The following is a 21770-nucleotide window of genomic DNA, read 5'->3' as shown; positions in this document are numbered from 1 at the left end:
CGGCCATCTACTCCACAATTGCTTGCCATTGATGCGCTTCACCTAACTCCAGTTTTAATCTATCCCCTTTAGCAAGCTTACCAACACCCTGTGGCGTGCCTGTCATCACAATATCGCCTGGCTGCAAGGTAAAGTATCGAGATATCTCTTGAAGTAGGTGGTCTAGTTTAAAAATCATCTTATCGGTTTCACCATGCTGTTTAAGCTGATCATTTTGCCAAAACTTAAACTCTAAAGGCGGTGTCAACTCTAACCCTTCTACAGGCATAAATGCAGACAGACAAGCGCTGCCATCAAATGCTTTTGCGCGCTCCCAAGGGTGTCCTTGCGCTTTAAGCTGAGACTGTAAATGACGTAAAGTCAGATCGAGACCAAGGCCAATACCGCAAATATTTGACAGCGGCTCTTGTGTGTTAGCGGTTATCGTCTCGCCGACTAACAACACGAGCTCCGCCTCATAATGGTGCTCACCAAGTTGTTCATTAATCGTGAATGCTGGGCCAAAATCACAAAACGCACTAGCAGGTTTGATAAACAATAAAGGAGACTCGGGTATGGGGTTATTTAACTCTTGCGCATGAGCCACATAATTACGGCCAATACAGACGGCTTTACCGGCTGGAAGTGATATTGTCTCTCCTGATACCCATTTATGCTGATACATGACTTTCTCCATTATTATCCTGTGATCTGTCTAGAATTGTATCTAACTTCAAGACAAACATTGAGCAGATTATGCTTATACTCAATATACATAGATATTATTTTGCGCACCTCACTGCACGCGACAGTAAACTTATTTTGCCACTGTTATGGAAACTTTCTGTTAATCAAAATGCGCGATAAGTTGAAACCTTTATAATCACAAGTTATAAAAACCACACAGCAAGTAACTAGGAATCACATCCATGAAAGCCCATGACAATCTCCCACTCACCGACTTTATAGAATATTCGCCGCAAGAGATGCAGCAACGCGCCGATGATAACTTCTCGCTCATGCAACGTAGACATACCATTCGTAGCTTTAGTGACCGCCCTGTACCTAAAGAAGTTATCGAAACCTGTATCAAAACCGCGGGATTGGCGCCAAGTGGTGCAAACCACCAGCCATGGCACTTTGTGGCGATCCACAGCAGTGATGTGAAAAAGCAAATTAGAGACGCTGCCGAGCAACTTGAGCGTTCATTTTACAAAGGGCGTGCCGGTGACGAATGGCTGGATGCGTTAAAGCCTTTAGGTACAGATGCGCAAAAGCCGTATTTGGAGCATGCGCCTTGGCTCATTGCTATTTTTACCCAGAAGAAAGGCGGGATCCATGCAGAGGATAAAAATACCAACTATTACGTACATGAGTCAGTCGGCATCGCGACTGGGTTTTTGATCCAATCACTACACAACGCAGGCTTGGCAACATTGACACATACTCCAAAGCCGATGAGCTTTTTAACAGAGATTTGCCAACGAGATAAAGACAATGAGCGCCCATACATGCTGCTGATAGCAGGCTATCCAGCTGAGGATGCCACGGTACCAGAGCATGCATTAGTTAAAAAATCATTAGATGAGATTGCGTCATTTATTTAACTGATTAAGAGGAAGTACTGGCTATCGCCAGTACTTCTCCTGCTGCCAGCCCAGAAACCACCACCACATCCTCTCCCAATGCTTGGCCTAAGCGGACCAGTCTGCGCTGTTTTATTCCCTGCTCAACAACATACACCATGGTTAACTGTCCAGTGCGCTTTACATACTGCTGTGGGATCACCACCCTTTTGATCGGCGTCGACGGCAAGCTTATCTGCGCATACATGCCCGGCTTGCTGCCTTTTGGTGGCACAATATCTAGCTTGATTTCAAACTGTCGGGCTAAGCTATCTGCTACAGGCACAATCTCACTGATTGTGCCCATGACGGTTGTACTCAACGCCTTCAATGCCACTTGTAATGTATCACCCACTTTGAACTGCCCCGCTAAGCTCGATCGCACAGCACCACTAACCTGCAAACTCGCAGGATTAAAAATCTCAACAATCGGCACACCTGGGCTAAGCATACTGCCTGGCTCTTGCAGTCGTTCCACCACCACACCAGATAACGGCGCATGCAAACGCGTATAATTTAGCGCCGCTTGTGCGCCACTTAATTGCTCAGTCAATGCAGCGCGACGTGCCTTGAGCTCATCAACTTTACTTTGCCATTCATCCATTTGATTATTGGCCACGAGCCCTTTACTCAACAAAGCTTCGCTGCGCGACAGCTGTTTTTGTGCCTGAGATAATTGCGCTTCATTGGCCCGACTTTGCGCGCGAATTTCCTCCATAGAAGCACGTAACTGGGTGTCTTCTAAAGTCGCCAGTAATTGACCCTTTTTCACTAGTTGACCTGCGCGCACCTCAAGCGTGTGTAACTGTGCCAACACACGACTAGAAACCAGCGTATTCTCTTTGGCAACCAAGCTGGCGCTCACAAAGTCTTCAGGCGTCACCTCTGTCGTGGTAACAAGGTATTGCTCGCCACTGTAGTCAGCTGACTGAGTGCGAAGCTGCGGCTCAAGTTGTGTATTAAATAGCCCGGAAAAAGCGCCTAATAACCCCCCTAAAGCAATGGATGCGGCCATCACTCCCCAATGTCTAGTTGTTAAGCGCATTGTCCGCCTCCTCATATTGTGTGTCTTTAAACACCAAAAAATACACCACAGGCACCACAAACAGTGACAATATTGTGGATGCCAAAGTGCCAAAAATAATCGCCAGTGCAAGACCGCTAAATACAGGGTCTAAAATAATGACTAAATTACCTAACATGGTTGTTCCAGCCGCGAGCAATACTGGCCGCATGCGCACTTCCCCAGCCTGATACAGTGCCTCTTTTATTGCCACCCCACGTGCACGTTGCTGATTAACAAACTCGACTAGAATAAGACTATTTCGCACCACAATGCCTGCCAACGCTATCATGCCAATCATGGCAGTGGCGGTGAACAGCACTGGCTCAGGTGCGCCAGCTATGGTGCGCTCACCAAACTGATTTAATAACCAAAACCCCGGCATGATCCCTATCATGGTCAGCGGGATGGCCGACATAATGATACCAGCCAGTGCACTCGATGCTGTTTGCCAGCGTAAAATGATGAAAATCGCCGTCAGCGCAAAGGCAAAGCCAATTCCCATATCGCGAAATACATCCACAGTAATACGCCACTCACCTTCACCAGAAAAACGGTATTCTGTCCCCGCAGGCAACTGCCAACCAAGCCCTGCACCACTGGATAAAAATGTCCGCGATTGCCAAGGCCACTGAGTTTGCTGTGATGTTTTACCTTCATCACTGACAATATCTGCAATGACCGCAGCTGGCGTTCTTCCATTGAGCTCAGCCGTTACATAGATGACCTCTTTGAGATCTTTGCGATAGATAGGCTGCTCCACTGAACTTTGTTGCCACTGTCCAAGCTCCCCCAAAGGCACCAGAGGTGAAGTGGCACTTTCCAATGCATTCCCCGCCGTAGTTTTTGCCAATGTATGCGTACCTCTTAACTGCAGTGCATTGATCACAGGCCATTGGTTGCGCTCTGCAAATGGCAGTTGTAATTCAATATCCAGTGGGGTGACTTCATGGGGCACTTGTAATACACCTGCAACCAGACCACCACTGGCAATTTGCAAAGTCTGATTCACATCCTGAGTGACAATACCTGATAAGGCGGCTTTGCGTTTATCCAAAATGAAGCGTTGGCGCATCGCTTGAGGGACCAAAGACATATCGACCTCAGTCACATGTGCTTCTTGCTCAAGTCGTGCTTTGAGCACATGGGCGGCTGCCACATGCGTGGCTTTATCTGTAAATAAGTCACTGGCATACACTTCAGCGACTAATGTCGACATCACAGGAGGCCCGGGTGGCACCTCAACCACTTTGATGCGAATGCCATTTTTTATCAGTGGCGCCAATGCTTCACGCATTCTCAGTACCACAGCATGAGACTGATGAACGCGGTGCTGCTTATCAACTAATAAGACTCTTAACTCTGAAAAATGACTACTATGACGTTGATAATACCCACGCACCATGCCATTAAAATCGACACTGGATGGCCGACCAACATAGGCAGCCATTGCCGTCACTTCCTGTAATTGCCAAACAACTTCTTGTACTCGCTGCGTCATTGCTGCCGTAGCCTCTAAACTCGTACCTCGTGGCATATCAATGAGTACTTGCACTTCATTTTTGTTATCAAATGGTAGGAGTTTGAGTGGCACCGCACGCAGTAATGGTAGACTCGCACTGACAACGAATAAGCCAAGTACAGACCAAAGCAGCCATTTTGCTCTGATTGGGTTAGCAAGCAGTGAACTCAGCCATCCTCTATACCATTGATTATGTTGCGCAGTCTCTGTGGTTGTTGTGCTGCTCAGCAGTTTACTGCCCAACCAAGGGGTGACAAACAAAGCCACTAAGGTTGATGCAATCACCGCCACTGGAATATTAAACGCCATAGGTGCCATATAAGGGCCCATCATGCCGGTTATAAACGCTAATGGAATGAATGCCACGATGATGGTCAATGTGGATGTTAATAGCGGCATTTTCACTTCAAGCATCGCATCCACAATAGTATTAGCACGGTTTGATGGGCTCAACCTGCCGGTGTGGCGACGCAAAAAACGCGTCATGTTGTCGACCCCTGTAATGGGGTCATCAACCAATAACCCCAGTGCAAGGATCAATGCAAACAAGGTTACACGGTTAATGGTATAACCAAATAAATAGCCCAAACTGAGTGTGATCCCATAACACACGGGAATAGCCAAGCCAATTATCAGCGCCTGCCGCCAGCCCAAAAAGAGGCCAATAAAAACCACCACAGTCACAATCGCAAAAGCCAAACTCGCAGTGAGATTGTTTACCTTCTCATCCGCTGTTTGCCCATAATTGCGCAATACCTGATAGCGCACACCGACTGGAAATAATTCAGACTCCAGCCTCTCCATCAATGCCAGACTTTGCTCAGCGACCTGAACGGCATTGCTGCCGCGCTGCTTAGCAACACTCAAGGTCACCATAGGTAAATTGCGTCGCTGATCATCCAACGTGATCCACTGATAGTGATTTGGTTCACTGGGTCCATCATGCAAAGTGGCAATATCCGAGAGATAAATCTGCCTGCCATTAACGACATTCACAACCAATTGGTTTAATTGTTCGGTCGTACGCAGCACATCTCCAGCTTGCAACTGCCAAAGCTTATCGCCAACAACAAAGTCCCCCACCGTATCTAGTTGGTTGGCATATTCAATTGCCTTTAATACATCTAGTGGCGTGGTGTGATACGCAGCCAATGCGCTGGCGTTGAGTGCAACCTGAATTTGCCGTGTACGCCCTGATAGCACCGAGACTTCGCTGGTGTCATTAATGGTCTGAAATTGAGCCGAAACTTCTTGTGCAATGCGCGTTAACTCAAAATCGCTATAGCGTTCAGGGTCCTCACTGTACAAGCCCAACATCAGTATCGCCACATCATCCACTTCAACCGGTTTTATTTGCCAGTGCTTTACCACGCTCGGCATCGTATCTTCATTGGCATATAACTTAGTATAGGTATTGAGAATAGCACGCTCGCGGTCCTGTCCGACCTCAAAGCGCAGCGTCACCGACACACTGCCAGATGCACTGGTTGAATAGACATGCTCGACACCCGGGATTTGCCGGAGTATTTTTTCAAGGGGTTCAGTCACCAAACGCGCCACTTCAGAGGCCGCAATATTTGGCACCTCAACATGGATATCCAAAATAGGCACCACGATTTGCGGCTCTTCTTCACGTGCAGTCTGTTGCAGTGCCAGCATGCCGAATAAGACACTGATCAGTAAAATAAAGAGAGGAATGCGACTATGCAATAGTTGCCTCATCACGCTTGTAAACATTAACTGTCGCCCTCGTCGGTAGTTGGCTGACAAAATAGTTGATACAACTGAGCCAAAATCGCCGTGACCTTATCGTCAATGATCCGATAGTAAATTGTCTGCCCATCACGACGCGTCGCCACCACATTGGCTTTACGAAGCCCAGCCAAATGCTGCGACAATGCAGACTGTGCCAGTGGTACCTGCGCATTTAACTCACTGACACTCATTTCTTGCTGTAGCAAACTACATAAAATCATTAGACGGTTTTTATTTGCCATCAGTTTAAGTAGCGCCTCTGCATGCTCTGCACTTTGCGCCATATCTTGTGCTTTCAATGTTATGTCCATGTCATCTAACTTTGATGGCATTATAGATAAGTACATTAGAAAAATCTAATATTAGAGATCCCTAATATACTGGATTCACGATTATGCTCAAGTCAGTGTAAACCCTACTCACCCCCTTCAAAGACCAACAAAGATGTATTGAAGGTATACAAGCAAAACAATAAATACTGTTCGATCACAGCTTATTGATTGATGTGCGGGATGTTTCGGGGCACCAAGCCGGTGCTGCTCCCATGAGCGCAGTCAACACTCAGAGGGATGTACTCGAGTTAAAGCTGCCCACATGAGAGCCAGATCAAAACCGTGTCATCTATCTACATTGTGTGGCAAACGGTCGCCTTGATTTGCCAGCGAGCAGCTTAAAATTATTTTTTCAATGGGTTGGTGTCGTGACGTGCCGCGCAGACGAGTTATATACGATGTTCGCTAATTCATTGTCTCTTCACGGCCATGAACCTCATGATAGAGCCACACCATGCGATCGAGGAACCATGTTTTTGCCAAGATTAAGCCAACTGTACCAGTGCACGTACTGATCGGCTCATGAAAAAACAGCCCCGCGACAGACATCGCGGTAAATACACATAATAATGCTGAAATCACATCGAGTGTTTTAAAGTGGTGCGAGGGTATTTGCGCACGCTGGTAAATTAAGATGCGCTCCCCAAGCACACTTTGTGACGCCCAATTGTCTGTGTGGGCAGGCTTTTTAAAGCACCTGGGGTTTATCCAAATCCACACACTCAGTACGACTAATGCTGGCCAAAACCATACCCCAAATAGGTCACGCCACCAAATACACGCAATCAACAGAGGTAAACAGCTATAACGCGTCCAAACACTCCAAGGATTTGTGTGTCTTTGCCACACGTCCTCACTCATAGAAAAGTACTTCGCTGCCAAATTTTCAAACCGCATCTATTTATCCTTAAATACACCATACTCAACAGACTAACCGCAAACACAGCGATGAACTGTTTAAAAATGTAGCATCGAATACACATTTACTGACGTTTTTAGCTAACTAGCTTACAGCACATCCACTCACTGACTTGTAGACTCGATGTCACTTTATTTAGACACCAACATACAAAGGATTGCTGATTATGACACGGGCTTTGAAATACACCTCTTGTTTAATGGCCACTTGTTTAATACTCACTGGTTGTCAGGATAATCAAGATCATCGTACTGATTTGCAGCGCTCAGCGGGAAATTGGCAAAAGACAGGCTACGGACAGGCCCTTCATATCACCATGAATCGCGTACTCAGTTATCAATATAATAGCTATGGCTGCATTCAAGTATCGGCTCAATCACACCAAGAAGCAAACACCGCTTTGTCATCAATTGAAATGTTCAACCCTAAACGGTTACTCATACAGTATCAAGGAATGGTGTACCCAAGCCAATATACACACAGTGACGCGCTGCCAAGTCAGTGTGTAACCCCCATCACAATATCGGATACAGCTTCGCCAAGTGTGGTGTTTGATTACTTCTGGCATACTTTTAATGACTATTATGCGTTTTTCTCAGTCAAAAACCTTGATTGGCAGGCACAATATCAGCAATACCGTGCCCAAGTGACAGATACAATGACAGATGAAGCACTGTTTGCTCTTCTTTCAGACATGGTTGCGCCACTGCAAGATATGCATGTCACTCTCTCATCTGCGCAACAAGAGTACTTTTCCCATAAACCAGCCCCGCTCTTAAACGCCATACAACAAGACGCGGCATTACTCCATGTGCAAGGAAAGCCCAAAGACTTAAATTCAATCTTTGAAGATTACCAAATTAAATCACAGCATGTTAGCGAGCAATACCTGCTAACTGAAAGTGTTAAAACACTGCCAATACATAGTAATAATGCCACCGCAGTTTGGGGGAAAACATCAAGTAATGTTGGAGTATTGGTGCTGAATAACTTAGATGCCTATGCCTTACTAGATGACGCTACTGAAATACAGCACCTAAAGGCTGCGCGAACTATGATGGACGAAGTTATGGCTGATCTCCATGACACCGAAGCGATGATAATTGATATTCGACACAATACAGGAGGAGATGACGCCATCGCTTTGGCCATTGCTAATCACTTCGCTGACAGAGATGTGTTAGCTTTTAACAAACAAGCCATCGGCTCTGTGGGACGAGGCATTCCAGTACGCCAGCAATTGAAAGCGAACCCATCCGCCTATACACAACCAGTATACCTATTAACTAGTCAGCTAACTATCAGTGCAGCAGAAGTATTTACCATGTCTATGGCACAGCTTCCCCATGTCACACTCGTTGGCGAGCAGACCGCAGGTTCACTGTCAGATGCACTACACTTTACATTGCCAAATGGTTGGCAGATGAGTTTATCCAATGAAGTATACCGAAATGCCCAAGGAGATATGTTCGAACATATAGGTTTCACACCAGAACACCATGTACCCGCATTCAGTAAATATGATCTTGAAATGCAGCGCTTCGAAACCTATGACTTTGTGCTCACCAAGCTCAATAAGGCACCTTCGCCAAGAATGAACATCGACGACTTTGAACGTCAAATTTCAGCACTGCAAACACAAGGCAATATTCCGAGTATCGCAGTCAATGTCATTGCACAGGGTAAATCAATTTATAATCAAGGGTTTTCCAATCAAGCTGATAGGGAGGTCAACGCTGATAGCCTTTTTAATATCTCAGGATTAAATGACATGTTAATTGGTGATGCGATACACAGTGCCAATATGGAAGGCGCTCTAATAATCAATGAACCGTTCGCTTATTTATTACCTTTTGAAATCGCTAATCATAATAAGCAACTTACACTGGCACAGCTACTGACAAATAAAAGCGGTATTGTTGACAACCCCAAGATGCTTGCCTGCGCAACATCAACTCACGCCAAACAATGTACAATCTTGCATGAAACCCCAGATCTACTATTGGAAGCATATTTGAATGCAGACGGATTACTTTATCATAAAGGCAACTTTTCAAGTCATTACGGTGCAATTGCCCAGAACATCCCTATTTATTCCCAGCTAGGCGTCACACTTGCAAGTTATGTTTTCACACAGGCCACCCAGGCCCCCCTGTCTGAATTAACCCAGCAGTATATTTTCGACCCCCACAAAATGAAAAATACTTCCTGGCAAACGGAATACACGGGGCATAAACCAACGCACCAGCTCATTTCAACAGCTAACGATATCGGCCGTATGATAAATATGACGACAACAGCTACCGCTGGTGATGACCTTAGTTACCCAAAATACTTTTGGCATCAGGACAATCACAATGCGTACCATCGAAGCCACAGTAATAATGCCACCTCATTGTTATTTTCAGACACGTTTAATCAAACTGGATATATCTTACTGACTGACCACAACCCCCAAACAAAGGAAGCAAAAGCACGATACCGGAAAATTGAACAACTCGTGTTTAGGCTGACACAACAGCTACCAATACGATCGCAATAACCTAGTTAATGCGGCGATAATGAAGAAGCTGGATCAATCAACTGAGGAGGGATTTTTGGTAAATGATAAGGCGCTACCAATTTATCTAATGTCTTATTTTTTGCCATTGTATGCATTTGCTTTGAAATATGCCCACCTAAACCGGAATTCGCAAAAGATTCGCTCATGGCCATGTATCCATAGATTGGTTGTGTATGGCGGTACTGCATTTTTTTCAATCTATGCATAGGTTGATCGAGCACATCCATAGCAATATCAGCAGTATCTTCCACAGCAATGACAAGGTCAACGCGCCCTTTGAGCACAAGATCAACCGCAACTCGCTCTGAAGGTACCGCGACTTTATTTAAGCTTTTATCTTTATCAAATTGTGGAAAAAATGCACCACCTCTCATCACCGCTATACGCTTTCCTTGTAAATCCTCATAACGGTTTACTTCAATATCACTGTTTTGCTGGCCATAAAATACGAATGAAGATGACAACACCATATATGGCGGTTCAACAAAAGACATGATTTTTTCCCGCTCAGGCGTTCTTATAAGTCCCCCCATCACGTCCACTTTTCCTTTGCTTAACAAGCGCACACAACGAGAGAAAGGGCAAGGTACCGCTTTGATTTTGTATTTTTTACCACTGGTTAATTCGGCATATTTGAGAATATCTAAGATAAGACCTTGTGGGTGGTTATTTTCGCTCAAGCGACTGTATGGTGGGGCATGATCAACAGCGACATGAACAATTTGATCAACGGCAAGGCTACACGCACTAAAAGTCAAAGCCAGCAAACTCTGTATTAGCACGTTTATTAACTTCATTCGATCACCTACCTAATAACTCGTCTTTTAACATCAAGACACTAAGCATACTTGCCACTACCTCACAAACACTCCTTCCTTATAACATATCTGAATGTCACAAAAATACCACAATAAAATCGTGATTGTGTTTCCACCTTAGCATAGGAACTTTATTCGTCTCAGTGATTTTTTATCTTCTTCAGGCTTTAATGGGAAAAACAAAATTTCATACTGACATTAAGCAGGTCACTCACAGCTGACACATTAATCTATTTCAGGACTGTGATGACCACTCAGTACTTGATAGGGACGTAGCTCAAACTCTTTGAGCAACAACAACATTTGATCAAGAATATTGGCTTGGATATGCTCATAGTTCACCCAGCTTTTATCTTTGCTAAAGCAATAAAATTCCACTGGCAGCCCGTGCTGCGTCGGTGATAACTCACGCACCATGCAGGTGCACTCTGTATTTATCTCTGGTCTGTGTTTCAGTATGTACTCGGCATACATTCTATAAGCAGTCAGGTTACTGCAAGATTCTGGTAACTTCACCGCATTCAATTCAGGCAATTTAGACTTTAACCCAACTAGCTGAGGCTCAGTTAAAAAATAAACACTGTGCATATCTATAGGAATATGGCGTTTAATGCGTCGTCCAGGCGACTCTTGCATCGCGCGCCAATTTTTAAACGAATCAGAAATCAGCGCGTAGGTTGGAATGGTTGTCACCGTATTATCCCAATTGCGAACACGCACAGTATTGAGGCCGAGGTCAATTACCTCACCATCGGCGCCAAACGTATCAACTTGGATCCAGTCTCCGGTCGCGACGAGCTTATTTGCTGCAATTTGTATACTGGCAACCAACCCTAATATAGTGTCTTTAAACACCAATAAGGTGACTGCCGCAATAGCACCAAAGCCTGATAAAATGTAAGTGGGAGACTTATCAACAATCGTGCTTACCACCAGTACCGTTGTGACAATGAACACCATCAACTTGACCAACTGCACAATGCCTTTGATTGGCACATCCTTGGCGAATTTTTGCTGCTGATAAATAGCATGTGCAATATTCAGAAACGAACTAACCAAAAATCCAAAGGCGACGATCAAAATCACTTGTGCCAGTACCTGCAGCTGGCTCATAGCCCAATCAGGTGCCACAAACATATACTTATTGACCATGACAAATAGTATGCTGCTGATCAATAACGCAACACGGCCGCTTAACTTACTGAGCTGAGGCGCTAAAAAAGCAATTTTGGCCCGTAAAAATCGAGATAACATACTCTTCACCTTGGGAACCAAAGCCAATTTTATCAAAGCAAAAATGACCACTAGACCAAGTAATGACACGCTATTTGTCAATGAGGCCAAAATAAAGGGGTGCATACTTCCACCGCCCACAAACGGGGAAATAACATCTTGAACATGGGCCATACTCATAATGAGTTTACCTCTGAAGGATATTTATCAGTTTGATCATGAGAGTGTTGTTCTAGGTCTTTTATTTGTGCTGCTTTGTGCTGCCAAAGTGTGTTCATATACGCTTGAAATGCCACCCGATAGCTTTTATCTGCTTGATAATCTCCCAGCGGAAGCTCATTTATCGGGATATAATCGACTTGCATCGACACGGCTTCCAATCGGCCAAATATAAATGCGCGACAAATATGCGGATCTGCACTGTGATATACCAGCACCGTATTTAATAATCCATCTACTTGTTCACTCAGTACATCTAATGCAAATGCTGTCCCACCCGCTTTCGGTTTCAGTAACTTATCAAAAGGACTGGCTTGACGTTGATGTTTTTGCGCAGTAAACCGTGTACCTTCGGCAAAATTTATCACTGTGGTTGGATGGTGTTTGAAATTTTTACAACTTTGCTTTGTCCGCTCAACATCCATGCGCTTAAGCTTTGGATTTTTAGCAATCTGCGCTTTGCTGGCACGCTTCATAAACGGCATATCTAATGCCCAAGCACCAGTACCAATCAAAGGCACGTATTTAAGCTCATCTTTTAGAAAGAACTTAGGTGCAGGGAGCTGAGCCTGTGCACTCAGTACCACAATGTCTAACCAGCTAATATGATTGCATACCAATAAGTACCATCCATCCACAGACACCGTTTGCGGTATACTCACTTGCATTGAAACGCCACCGAGTTTCAATCCTATGCGATTGCTTATACACCATTTATGATAAGCCCAGTGTAAAAGCACAGATATGGACTTAATTCGTAGGCCCCCTTTGATCACCCCTAAGCAAAGAATTATTACCCCCCAAAAGGCAGTATTAAGTAACAAAAATAATGCACCCATTGCACCGTTAAACCACTTCGGTAATACATTTTTCATTATTTTGTTTTTCCTTTGCTCACTCACTGGCTAACCTTGGGGCGCTAATCTGCCGAGGTTGCCAGCTGTTCAATACAGTTATCTTTTTCAGTCCATAGGCGATTTAACTCACCCTGAAATTGAACTCTAAATTCATTGTCTCCAGTATAGTCACCAACTAGCTTGTCGTTAACAGGCATCAAATCCACTTGCACGTTGATCTGTCCCGCTTTGCCCGCAACAAAATCCATAAATGTTGGTACACCATTCGGATAATGAATGGTCACATTCACCACTTGGTTGATCTGGTCACCCATCGCTTGCATCACAAAAGCAATGCCACCGGCTTTAGGCTTTAGCAAATGCTTAAATGGACTGTTCTGCCTTTTATGTTTTTCATCAGTAAAGCGTGTGCCTTCAACAAAATTTACGATACTCACTGGCATAGTTTTAAATTTCTCACACGCTTTGCGTGTCGTTTCAATATCTTTGCCTTTTAATTTTGGGTTTTTCCTAATTTGGCTTTTACTGGTTCGCGTCATAAACGGAAAGTCTAATGCCCACCAAGCCAAACCTAAGAAAGGCACATACAGCAACTCTTTTTTCAAAAAGAAGTTCAAAAATGGAATTTTGCGATGTAACACCCTTTGTAGTACGAGAATATCAACCCAGCTTTGGTGGTTTGCAATCACCAAATACCAATCTTTTTGATTGAGCTTATCCTCGCCATTGACCTGTAATTCATAGGGTGAAATGCAGCGTTGATTGACATTATTCCCAGCTACCCACATGCTTGCACATGCCTTTGCCAACTTACTCAATGCACGTTGCAATGCAGGTATTGGGATCAGCTTGAGCACACCGCATATAAAAATAGGCACAAACCACAATAATGTATTTAGGACATATAAAATAAGCCCAATAATCTGACGGACTAGCGACATGCAAAGTTCCTTTACTACTTTATTTTACTCAATAATACCTCATCACAACCACATGTTGTGATGAGGGCATCATACGCATTTTCAAGGCAAGAAAAAATCAGAGCAGTTCGCATTAATCTACAAAATAGGTATAACCAGACAAACCCATCTTTAATTCTTGTAAAAATGTCTCTTTTGTTTTGGGTGCCAATTCAACCGAATCAACTTGACGAGTAAAGTTGTCAATGAGCTGCTGCTTATCATAATGAACGAAGCGCAAAACATCTTCGACCGAGTCACCTTTTAATGGGTTGGTGAGCTGATAACCTTGGTCATTGAGCTCCACATGCACCGAATCCGTGTCACCAAATAGATTGTGTAAATCACCTAGGATCTCCTGATATGCACCGACCATAAACATCGCTAAATGATACTGTTCTGAAGGCTGGTACTGTGGCATTGGCAAACTTGATTCTATCCCAGCCCCTTCCACATATTCACGAATTTGCCCATCAGAATCACACGTAATATCTTGAATAATTGATCGCTGCGTCAGCGGTTGATCTAAATTTGAAATCGGCATCACAGGGAATAACTGCTGGATCCCCCATACATCTGGCAAAGACTGGAAAAGAGAGAAGTTCACAAATAACTTATCAGCCAACTTTTCATTAAGGTCATCCAAGACTTCATGATGCGCTCTAGAGTGAACGTTCAAGCTGTCTCTCACTTTTCGTAAAATAGTAAAATACAAACGTTCAATTTGCGACCACTGTGCCATCGAGATCAAGCCATGCACATATTGATCATGTGCATCACCGAATAGATGTATCGCGTCATGGTAGGTCTCTAATGCCAATCTGGGGGTTAACCTTGATAAAGCCAATCGTAATTCATGTGCTAAATGATGCTCATCTTCAGCCACTTGCTCTGGCACTTCCTCACACGGTGCTGTCTCGATATCAATTACATCTGTGATCAGTACTGCATGGTGGGCCGTCAGTGCACGACCGGACTCAGTAATAATGTCTGGATGCGGTAAATCATGCTGCTCAGCCACTTCTGCAAACGCGTGTACAACATTACGTGCATACTCGCCCACAGTGTAGTTCATCGAGCAGGCACTGCGGGAGCCAGAACCTTCATAGTCGACCCCTAAACCGCCGCCCACATCTACAGTTTTTAACGGGACTCCGAGCTGCGTGAGTTCCGCATAATGGCGCGCACACTCTCTGAGTGCTCGCTGGATATCGCGAATATTCGCAATCTGTGAGCCAATGTGAAAATGAACCAGTTGCATCAGATGCAATTTATTGTGACGGCGTAGTGTCTCAACCGCATTGAGCACCTGACCGGCGGTCAGACCAAACTTGCCTTTTTCACCCCCAGTATTTTGCCATTTGCCTTTGCCAATTGAGTTTAGGCGAATACGAATACCAATCGCAGGCTCAACCTGTAAATCATCGATCTCGGCAATTAACGCATCTAGCTCTGACAGCTTTTCAACCACAATTTGCACCTTGTGACCCATCGCTTGACCAATCAAGGCAAGTCTAAGAAATTCACGGTCTTTGTAGCCGTTACACACGATTGTAATGGGTGTTGTTGCCAAGCCCAGAATTGCCATGAGTTCTGGTTTAGAGCCGGCTTCTAATCCCACTAAACCACTTGGGTGACTCAATAATTTACTTACCACAGAGCGCTGTTGGTTAACTTTAATTGGATAAACACAGGTGTACTGGCCTTGATAGTCATTCTGTGCCCGTGCTTGCGCAAACGCTTCTGTCAGTGTATCTACGCGATTTTGTAAAATATCGGTGAATCGCACCAACACAGGCAGCGTCAAACCCTGCTCTTTAAATCGTTCAGTAAGATCAGATAATACGATGGGGGCTTTACTGCTATCACGATCAGGATAAGCGACCAACTCACCAGCCTCATTTATATCGAAATAACCATCACTCCAATGCTGCACATTGTATGTGTTACGCGCGTTATCTACTCCCCACTCCATCATATTTCCTACTAAAAAATTCTCATATTTTGCTCATTTTAATACGCCTTATCATGATAAGCGATAACTAAAATGTGCTTTTCTCTGTACTTGGCACACTTTCTTCGCCACAGCGGACAAACAGACAAACTGCTGGCTATCGGCTAAAATAGATTGAGCAAATTCTTCGGCGCTGGCAAAATTGCGCCAATTTATAATTCAATGTGAAGGCAAAAATGTCTAATTTAGAAGCAAACCGCTGGTTTACAGAGATAAGTGACCGAGATGGCAGTGCTTTTTCTCTGCGTATCAATAAAAAACTTGATGAGGTTCAGTCTCCGTTTCAGAAAGTAGAGATGTATGAAACAACCGACTTCGGCAATCTAATGATCATTGATGGCTGTACCATGGTCAGTACAAGAGAAAACTTTTTCTATCACGAAATGATGAGCCACCCGGCACTGTTTGCGCACCCGGCACCAAAAAATGTGGTGATCATCGGCGGCGGTGACTGCGGTACCTTACGTGAAGTACTTAAGCACCCAGGCGTTGAGTCGGTAACGCAAATCGATATTGATGAAGTCGTGACGCAAATGTCACTGAAGTACTTTCCAGAGCTGTGCGCATCCAATGATGACCCACGTGCAACCGTGATGTTTGACGACGGCATAAAATATATGCGTGAAGCAACTGCCAATTCTATCGATATCATTATTGTAGACGGTACCGATCCGGTAGGGCCTGGTGAAGGATTATTCAACCATGCATTCTATACGAGCTGCCTAGCTGCGCTGCGTGAGGGCGGGATCCTAATACAGCAAAGTGAGTCTCCATTGATGCACATGCCGCTACTCAAAGAAATGCGTCAAGCAATGAAAGATGTTGGCTTTGCAGATTTGCAAACACTACCTTTCCCTCAACCGATTTACCCAAGCGGTTTATGGTCTGCAACCCTCGCGCGTAAAGGCGAAGCTTTTAACGGCTTTAGAGAGCAAGATGTGGATGCCGCAACCTTTGAGACTGAATATTACAACACAGGTATTCACAAAGGCGCTTTGGCCACTCCGAACTTTATGCGCCGCGCATTTGACGAATAAAACGCGGCCCTAAAAACACAAAAACCCAAGCATAGCTTGGGTTTTTTTAGTTTCAATCAGTATTATTTTTGATGATACTGACGACTAAATTCATGGACTGCATTGATGAAGACGCCAGCATTCTCAGGGTCCACATCAGGGGTGATACCATGACCTAAGTTAAAGACATGACCACTGCCTTCGCCGAAGCCAGCTAAAATAGACTGCACCTCTTCACGAATGCGTTCTGGTGTGCCATGCAGCATTGCCGGGTCCATATTACCTTGTAGCGCGACTTTATCGCCAACACGACGTTTTGCATCTGCAATATCAATGGTCCAGTCAAGGCCAATCGCATCACATCCAGTGGCAGCGATAGACTCAATCCACTGGCCACCATTTTTAGTAAACAGCGTCACAGGTACCTTACGGCCATCGTTTTCACGAATAAGCCCATCAACAATCTTGTGCATATATTGCAATGAAAACTCTTGATAATCACGCGGGCTCAATACTCCACCCCAAGAGTCAAAGATCATCAGCGACTGAGCACCTGCCTTGACTTGAGCATTTAAATAGTCAATTACAGAGTCAGCTACTTTATCTAACAGCAAGTGCAACGTTTTCGGTTCGGCAAATGCCATTTTTTTAATTTTACCGAAGGTTTTGCTACTACCACCTTCAATCATATAAGTTGCAAGCGTCCACGGTGAACCAGAGAAGCCAATTAAAGGCACTTCACCTTTAAGTTCTCTACGAATAGTGCTTACCGCATTCATCACATAGCCTAACTCATCGGTTGGGTCTAGTTTAGGTAACTTTTGTACGTCCGCAAGCGAAGTAATTGGGCGCTCAAACTTAGGACCTTCCCCAGTTTCAAAATATAAACCAAGGCCCATAGCATCTGGGATAGTTAAAATATCACTGAATAAAATCGCGGCATCCAGTGGGTAGCGACGTAGAGGTTGCAATGTCACTTCACAAGCAAGCTCCGCATTTTTGCATAAACTCATAAAGTCGCCAGCTTGTGCTCGCGTCGCTCTATATTCTGGCAAATATCGCCCAGCTTGGCGCATCATCCATACAGGGGTCACATCAACCGGCTGCTTCTGCAACGCGCGTAAATAACGATCATTTTTCAACTCGCTCATAGCGTGATTCAATTCCAGTGCTGTAAAAATTGTTCGAATTGTATCACTTTATCCCTAAGCACCCTAATTGTTCAATCGTTTAAATCACTTGTCCATGATCCAGATTAATATGCAACTCAGCCAAGCATGTTTAAGCTATCAAGGATCACGATAATCTCGCTTATTTTGGCTTCTCCTTGTCATCGTATTGAGATATTAAATTCACAAAAAAAGTAACGCAGAATGTTTGCACCACAAAAAAAACCTTGCTATAAAATGCTGCGCATAACAACAATAAAAAAACACCTTCTAATAAGAATAAGTTCAAACTGCTAAACTGATTTTAACCACCTTCGGGTGGTTTAGTTTTTTAAGTACCGACTGCAACTCCGCTTAGCTGAATACTAAATAAAAATGATTAGCACCAAGAGTAAAAACCCCAGCTAAGGTACAAATCAAAGAAATTATGTGCTTTTTGCAAAAAGTGGTTGATCTTTTCATCAGTTTTCATTTTTATAGGAGGCAAGATCAAGTATTCAGTATTACCAAATTGCTGTCTGATTTTGGGTCCACTCCATCCTAATTTTGATGTACCCATAACTATAAATACTTTTACATAAACACAATTTGGTCATTGCAGGGCCCAATAAAACGACCCGCTAAGGAGATAACTATGCTTTCACGGTTAGAACAAGCCCAACAAAAATGGGGAGGGAGTCATAGTGTTATCGACAACTGGCTCATGGAGCGTCAAGAATTGCTATTGTTGTATTACAAAGTAGCAGGCCTATCTCCCTATGAGAGCGCCGATAAAGCACTGCCGGAGCAAGTGCAGATCCAATCATTTTGCCAGATTTTAATGGATTACTTATCAGCGGGTCACTTTGAAATTTACGACAATATTGTGGCCGCTTGCAAAGAAAAAGGTCCTAGCAGCTTAAAGTTGGCGCAATCAATTTACCCAAAGATTACTGCATCAACTGATTTAGCACTCGATTTTAACGACAAATATGCGGAAGCAAGTAGTGACAATCCACTTGAAGAATTTGATAAAGACCTGTCTACACTTGGAGAAGCCTTAGAACAGCGCTTTGGGCTAGAAGACGAATTGATCGATAATCTCTTCGCTAATCATACCGAGTAATAAATAAAAAAGGGCCTAAAGGCCCTTTTTTATTTCGCTCAAGGCAAGTTATGCCGCTGGCTTTTCTTGGTCTTCTTGGATCTCAAGTAACTCTACTTCAAATACCAATGTAGAATTCGCAGGGATTTTACCAAGATTACGCTCACCGTAACCGAGCTCAGCTGGGATAGTAAACTTGTACTTTGAACCAACTGTCATCAACTGTAGACCTTCTGTCCAACCAGCGATAACCTGATTAAGTGGGAAAGTTGCAGGCTGGTTGCGTGAATATGAGCTATCAAACTCTGAACCATCTAGCAATGTACCTTTGTAGTGTACTTTAACAACATCAGTAGCAACTGGCTTTTTACCTTCACCTGTTGAAATGACTTCGTATTGAAGACCTGATTCAGTTACAGTCACACCTTCTTTTTTCGCATTTTCAGCTAGGTACTTTGCACCTTTTTCTTTGTTTTCTTTTGCATCAGCTTCTGCTTTAGCAGTTTGCTTCTCACGTACAGACGTATCAAGCGCAGTCAGTACTTCACGGATTTTTTCATCGTCAAGCTTTGAGTTGCCCGCTAGTGCATCTTTGAAGCCTCTCATTAGTAGCTCTTGATCAAGCTCAATACCTAAGCCTTGCTTGTCAGCTAGATCTTTCTGTAGGAAGTTACCTACTGATGCACCAATACCGTAGGCTTGTTGTTGTACTTCCGTCTCAAGTTTAACTTCTTCTACTTTTGCAGTTTCCTGTGCTTTTTGATTACACGCAGTTAGTGCAAGTACTGAGGCTGCGATTAAAGACAGCTTAATAGTTTGTTTCATTTTATTTTCTCCGACATCCGAGCAGCCAGCAACATTACGTTACTCTCCATCTTCATTGTCATGTTAAATAATTATTAATTTAAAAAGGTGATGTCACATTATCACTCATTGTCACCAAAGCCAAGATTCACACCCACAGAACCTCGCCTATGGGAAATATCCTTGCGACTGGCGACATACTTTAGCGAATACGCTAATATCAGTTATGTGGCCCAATCAATTTTACCACTAGTCTACTCGCTGCAAATCATAGAGTTAAGGGGAAATACCGAATTTATGGCCAAATTTTTTAAATTGTACACTCAACTCTTCGTTTGCTTGTCAGCGCTGATGCTCTCTGGTTGCTCTTCTGAAAGCTCCAAAGCGCTACTAACAGTGGAACATGCAGCACGTGGCGCGTTTGCAGCGGCTATTTCACACGATGGTCGTTACAGTTTAGTGTCATCGGTCGAGCATGGCGCGGTTTTATGGGATAACACCACCCACGGACTTAAATACCAGTGGTCTCATTCAGAGCAACCTGATGATCTCATTCACTCGCTGGCCATTTCACACGATAACTCTACCGCAGTCACTGCTGCCAGCGATCGGTTTGCCTTGTGGCAGATCTCCGATGGTAAAAACATTGGTTACTATCAAATAGATACAGGTACCATTCGTGATATCGCTGTCAGCAACAACGGCCGATATGTCCTGTATGGACGCAGTGACAATGTCGTTGTGCATCTCGACTTAGATAGTGGAAGGCGCATAGAGTTCCTTGGACATCAAGAAAAAATTAATAGTATCGCACTTTCACCCAATGGCCACTTTGCTTTAACCGGTGCAAACGACTATAGCGCCTACTTTTGGGATACCAGAACAGGCCAAGTGATACATCGTTTTAATCACCCCAGTCGGGTCACCAAAGTCGCCTTAGATCCTGAAGGGCGTTATGCCTTTACAGCGGATAGTATGAAAAAAGCCAGTATTTGGCAGCTTACTTCAGGTGACCTAGTGGCACAATTACAGTATATTGCAAGGCAGAAAATATTTAGTGCCGTGCGTTTCAACCAGCAAGGTAACCTGCTCGCAACAGGATCCCCCAATCGTCAACTTACCCTCTGGCAAGTGAGCGATGGTACTAAGCTAAAAACTTGGCGTGTCAAACCGCGTGAAGGAAGTCGACCAAAATCAGCTGTGGTTTTCGATGTTGCATTTGCAAAACGCGATGGCATTTTGGTCACTGAAAGCTCAAGTGGTTTGATGGAGCAGTTCGAAAGAGTAATAGAGTAATGACAGAGTTAGAAAGTCGCGTAATCGAACTTGAAGCAAAGGTCGCGTTTCAAGAAGACACCATCGAGACATTAAATGATGAAATGAGAGTTCATCAAGCAAGGCTGGCAACCATGCAGCACCAAATTAGATTATTGGCAGAAAAGATAAAAGAAGGCAAAGACGATGGCATGATGCCAATTGAGCAGGAGCCACCACCACCTCATTACTGATCACAAAAACCCTATGATGCGCTTTGGCGCATCGGTTTATTGCGGTTTAAATACACCAATCACTTGCTCAAACTGACGTGTTGACGCCTGCACCGCTTCTTCTGGTTGAGTCATTGAGTGGCCACATGCCACGCACTCTACCTTTTCAACATCATGTTCTTTATACAGCATCATGACATCCATTTTGTTACAAGCTGGGCAAGATGCGCCCGCAATAAAACGTTTTTTTGTTCTCACAATACAACCCCACCTACTCTGTGAAAGGCCATTTTAACTTAAGTTAGGATGCTTTTATACGCTTGTTCCTTAGATATAGATCCATGTTATCATT

19 protein-coding genes are annotated in these 21770 nt (G+C 44.1%); 6 read left to right on the top strand and 13 right to left on the bottom strand.

The genetic code is table 11. From position 1 onward, the window contains the following. Nucleotides 1-7: 7 nt before the first annotated feature. Nucleotides 8-664 carry a fumarylacetoacetate hydrolase family protein gene (locus S4054249_RS00860; protein ID WP_046357849.1) on the bottom strand — a complete coding sequence of 219 codons (657 nt, stop codon included), beginning with the start codon at nucleotides 662-664 and terminating at the stop codon, nucleotides 8-10. A gap of 244 nt (nucleotides 665-908) precedes the next feature. Between S4054249_RS00860 and S4054249_RS00855 the strand changes: the two genes are divergently transcribed. Further along, entirely contained in the window at nucleotides 909-1586 is a 678-nt protein-coding gene (locus S4054249_RS00855; protein ID WP_046357848.1) for a nitroreductase family protein, read from the top strand. A 4-nt stretch (nucleotides 1587-1590) separates the two neighbouring features. On the opposite strand, the gene S4054249_RS00850 is transcribed toward S4054249_RS00855, so the two are convergent. From S4054249_RS00850 to S4054249_RS00835, 4 genes are all read right to left on the bottom strand, one after another. Beyond that, entirely contained in the window at nucleotides 1591-2649 is a 1059-nt protein-coding gene (locus S4054249_RS00850) for an efflux RND transporter periplasmic adaptor subunit (RefSeq protein WP_063881462.1), read from the bottom strand. Next, nucleotides 2633-5926, bottom strand: coding sequence for an efflux RND transporter permease subunit (locus S4054249_RS00845; RefSeq protein ID WP_046357847.1), 3294 nt, complete (start codon nucleotides 5924-5926; stop codon nucleotides 2633-2635). Before S4054249_RS00845 ends, S4054249_RS00850 begins: the two co-directional genes overlap by 17 nt. Beyond that, nucleotides 5926-6228 carry an ArsR/SmtB family transcription factor gene (locus S4054249_RS00840; protein ID WP_419555208.1) on the bottom strand — a complete coding sequence of 101 codons (303 nt, stop codon included), beginning with the start codon at nucleotides 6226-6228 and terminating at the stop codon, nucleotides 5926-5928. The genes S4054249_RS00845 and S4054249_RS00840 overlap by 1 nt, the downstream gene beginning before the upstream one ends. A gap of 453 nt (nucleotides 6229-6681) precedes the next feature. Further along, entirely contained in the window at nucleotides 6682-7173 is a 492-nt protein-coding gene (locus tag S4054249_RS00835) for a DUF6653 family protein (RefSeq protein WP_046357846.1), read from the bottom strand. A gap of 188 nt (nucleotides 7174-7361) precedes the next feature. Here S4054249_RS00835 and S4054249_RS00830 point away from each other — a divergent pair, with 188 nt between their 5' ends. Then, nucleotides 7362-9737 carry a S41 family peptidase gene (locus tag S4054249_RS00830; RefSeq protein WP_046357845.1) on the top strand — a complete coding sequence of 792 codons (2376 nt, stop codon included), beginning with the start codon at nucleotides 7362-7364 and terminating at the stop codon, nucleotides 9735-9737. A 5-nt stretch (nucleotides 9738-9742) separates the two neighbouring features. Here S4054249_RS00830 and S4054249_RS00825 read toward each other — a convergent pair whose 3' ends face one another. From S4054249_RS00825 to speA, 5 genes are all read right to left on the bottom strand, one after another. After that, nucleotides 9743-10555 carry a substrate-binding periplasmic protein gene (locus tag S4054249_RS00825; RefSeq protein WP_046357844.1) on the bottom strand — a complete coding sequence of 271 codons (813 nt, stop codon included), beginning with the start codon at nucleotides 10553-10555 and terminating at the stop codon, nucleotides 9743-9745. A 246-nt stretch (nucleotides 10556-10801) separates the two neighbouring features. Then, a complete protein-coding gene (locus S4054249_RS00820; RefSeq protein ID WP_046357843.1) occupies nucleotides 10802-11989 on the bottom strand; it encodes a mechanosensitive ion channel family protein in 1188 nt (395 codons plus the stop codon). Further along, nucleotides 11986-12906 carry an acetyltransferase gene (locus tag S4054249_RS00815; protein ID WP_046357861.1) on the bottom strand — a complete coding sequence of 307 codons (921 nt, stop codon included), beginning with the start codon at nucleotides 12904-12906 and terminating at the stop codon, nucleotides 11986-11988. Before S4054249_RS00815 ends, S4054249_RS00820 begins: the two co-directional genes overlap by 4 nt. Before the next feature lie 41 nt (nucleotides 12907-12947). Then, nucleotides 12948-13826 (bottom strand): acyltransferase, encoded by an 879-nt coding sequence (locus S4054249_RS00810; protein WP_046357842.1) that lies wholly within the window; start codon nucleotides 13824-13826, stop codon nucleotides 12948-12950. 112 nt (nucleotides 13827-13938) lie between these two features. Continuing rightward, the gene (gene speA / locus S4054249_RS00805) at nucleotides 13939-15819 is read right to left on the bottom strand and encodes a biosynthetic arginine decarboxylase (protein ID WP_080928446.1); all 1881 of its coding nucleotides are present in this window, start codon (nucleotides 15817-15819) and stop codon (nucleotides 13939-13941) included. 215 nt (nucleotides 15820-16034) lie between these two features. Here speA and speE point away from each other — a divergent pair, with 215 nt between their 5' ends. Then, nucleotides 16035-16895, top strand: a complete 861-nt coding sequence (speE, locus tag S4054249_RS00800) for a polyamine aminopropyltransferase (protein ID WP_046357840.1) — start codon at nucleotides 16035-16037, stop codon at nucleotides 16893-16895. A 62-nt stretch (nucleotides 16896-16957) separates the two neighbouring features. On the opposite strand, the gene hemE is transcribed toward speE, so the two are convergent. Beyond that, complete coding sequence (hemE, locus tag S4054249_RS00795; protein ID WP_046357839.1) at nucleotides 16958-18025, bottom strand: uroporphyrinogen decarboxylase; 1068 nt, start codon at nucleotides 18023-18025, stop codon at nucleotides 16958-16960. 652 nt (nucleotides 18026-18677) lie between these two features. Between hemE and S4054249_RS00785 the strand changes: the two genes are divergently transcribed. Continuing rightward, on the top strand, nucleotides 18678-19148 hold the full coding sequence (locus S4054249_RS00785) for an Rsd/AlgQ family anti-sigma factor (protein ID WP_046357837.1): 471 nt from the start codon (nucleotides 18678-18680) through the stop codon (nucleotides 19146-19148). A gap of 48 nt (nucleotides 19149-19196) precedes the next feature. Here the strand turns inward: S4054249_RS00785 and fkpA are convergent, their stop codons facing one another. Next, nucleotides 19197-19952, bottom strand: coding sequence for an FKBP-type peptidyl-prolyl cis-trans isomerase (fkpA, locus tag S4054249_RS00780; protein WP_046357836.1), 756 nt, complete (start codon nucleotides 19950-19952; stop codon nucleotides 19197-19199). Between the two features lie 276 nt (nucleotides 19953-20228). Here fkpA and S4054249_RS00775 point away from each other — a divergent pair, with 276 nt between their 5' ends. Together S4054249_RS00775 and S4054249_RS00770 are read left to right on the top strand one after the other, a co-directional pair. Next, a complete protein-coding gene (locus tag S4054249_RS00775) occupies nucleotides 20229-21227 on the top strand; it encodes a WD40 repeat domain-containing protein (RefSeq protein ID WP_046357835.1) in 999 nt (332 codons plus the stop codon). Further along, entirely contained in the window at nucleotides 21227-21439 is a 213-nt protein-coding gene (locus S4054249_RS00770; protein ID WP_046357834.1) for a SlyX family protein, read from the top strand. The genes S4054249_RS00775 and S4054249_RS00770 overlap by 1 nt, the downstream gene beginning before the upstream one ends. A 36-nt stretch (nucleotides 21440-21475) precedes the next feature. Here the strand turns inward: S4054249_RS00770 and S4054249_RS00765 are convergent, their stop codons facing one another. Then, nucleotides 21476-21676, bottom strand: a complete 201-nt coding sequence (locus S4054249_RS00765) for a YheV family putative zinc ribbon protein (protein WP_023401300.1) — start codon at nucleotides 21674-21676, stop codon at nucleotides 21476-21478. Nucleotides 21677-21770 lie beyond the last annotated feature (94 nt).

The organism is Pseudoalteromonas luteoviolacea (genome assembly GCF_001750165.1).
Lineage (GTDB): Bacteria > Pseudomonadota > Gammaproteobacteria > Enterobacterales > Alteromonadaceae > Pseudoalteromonas > Pseudoalteromonas luteoviolacea_G.
This window is presented reverse-complemented; position numbering and strand designations above follow the sequence as displayed.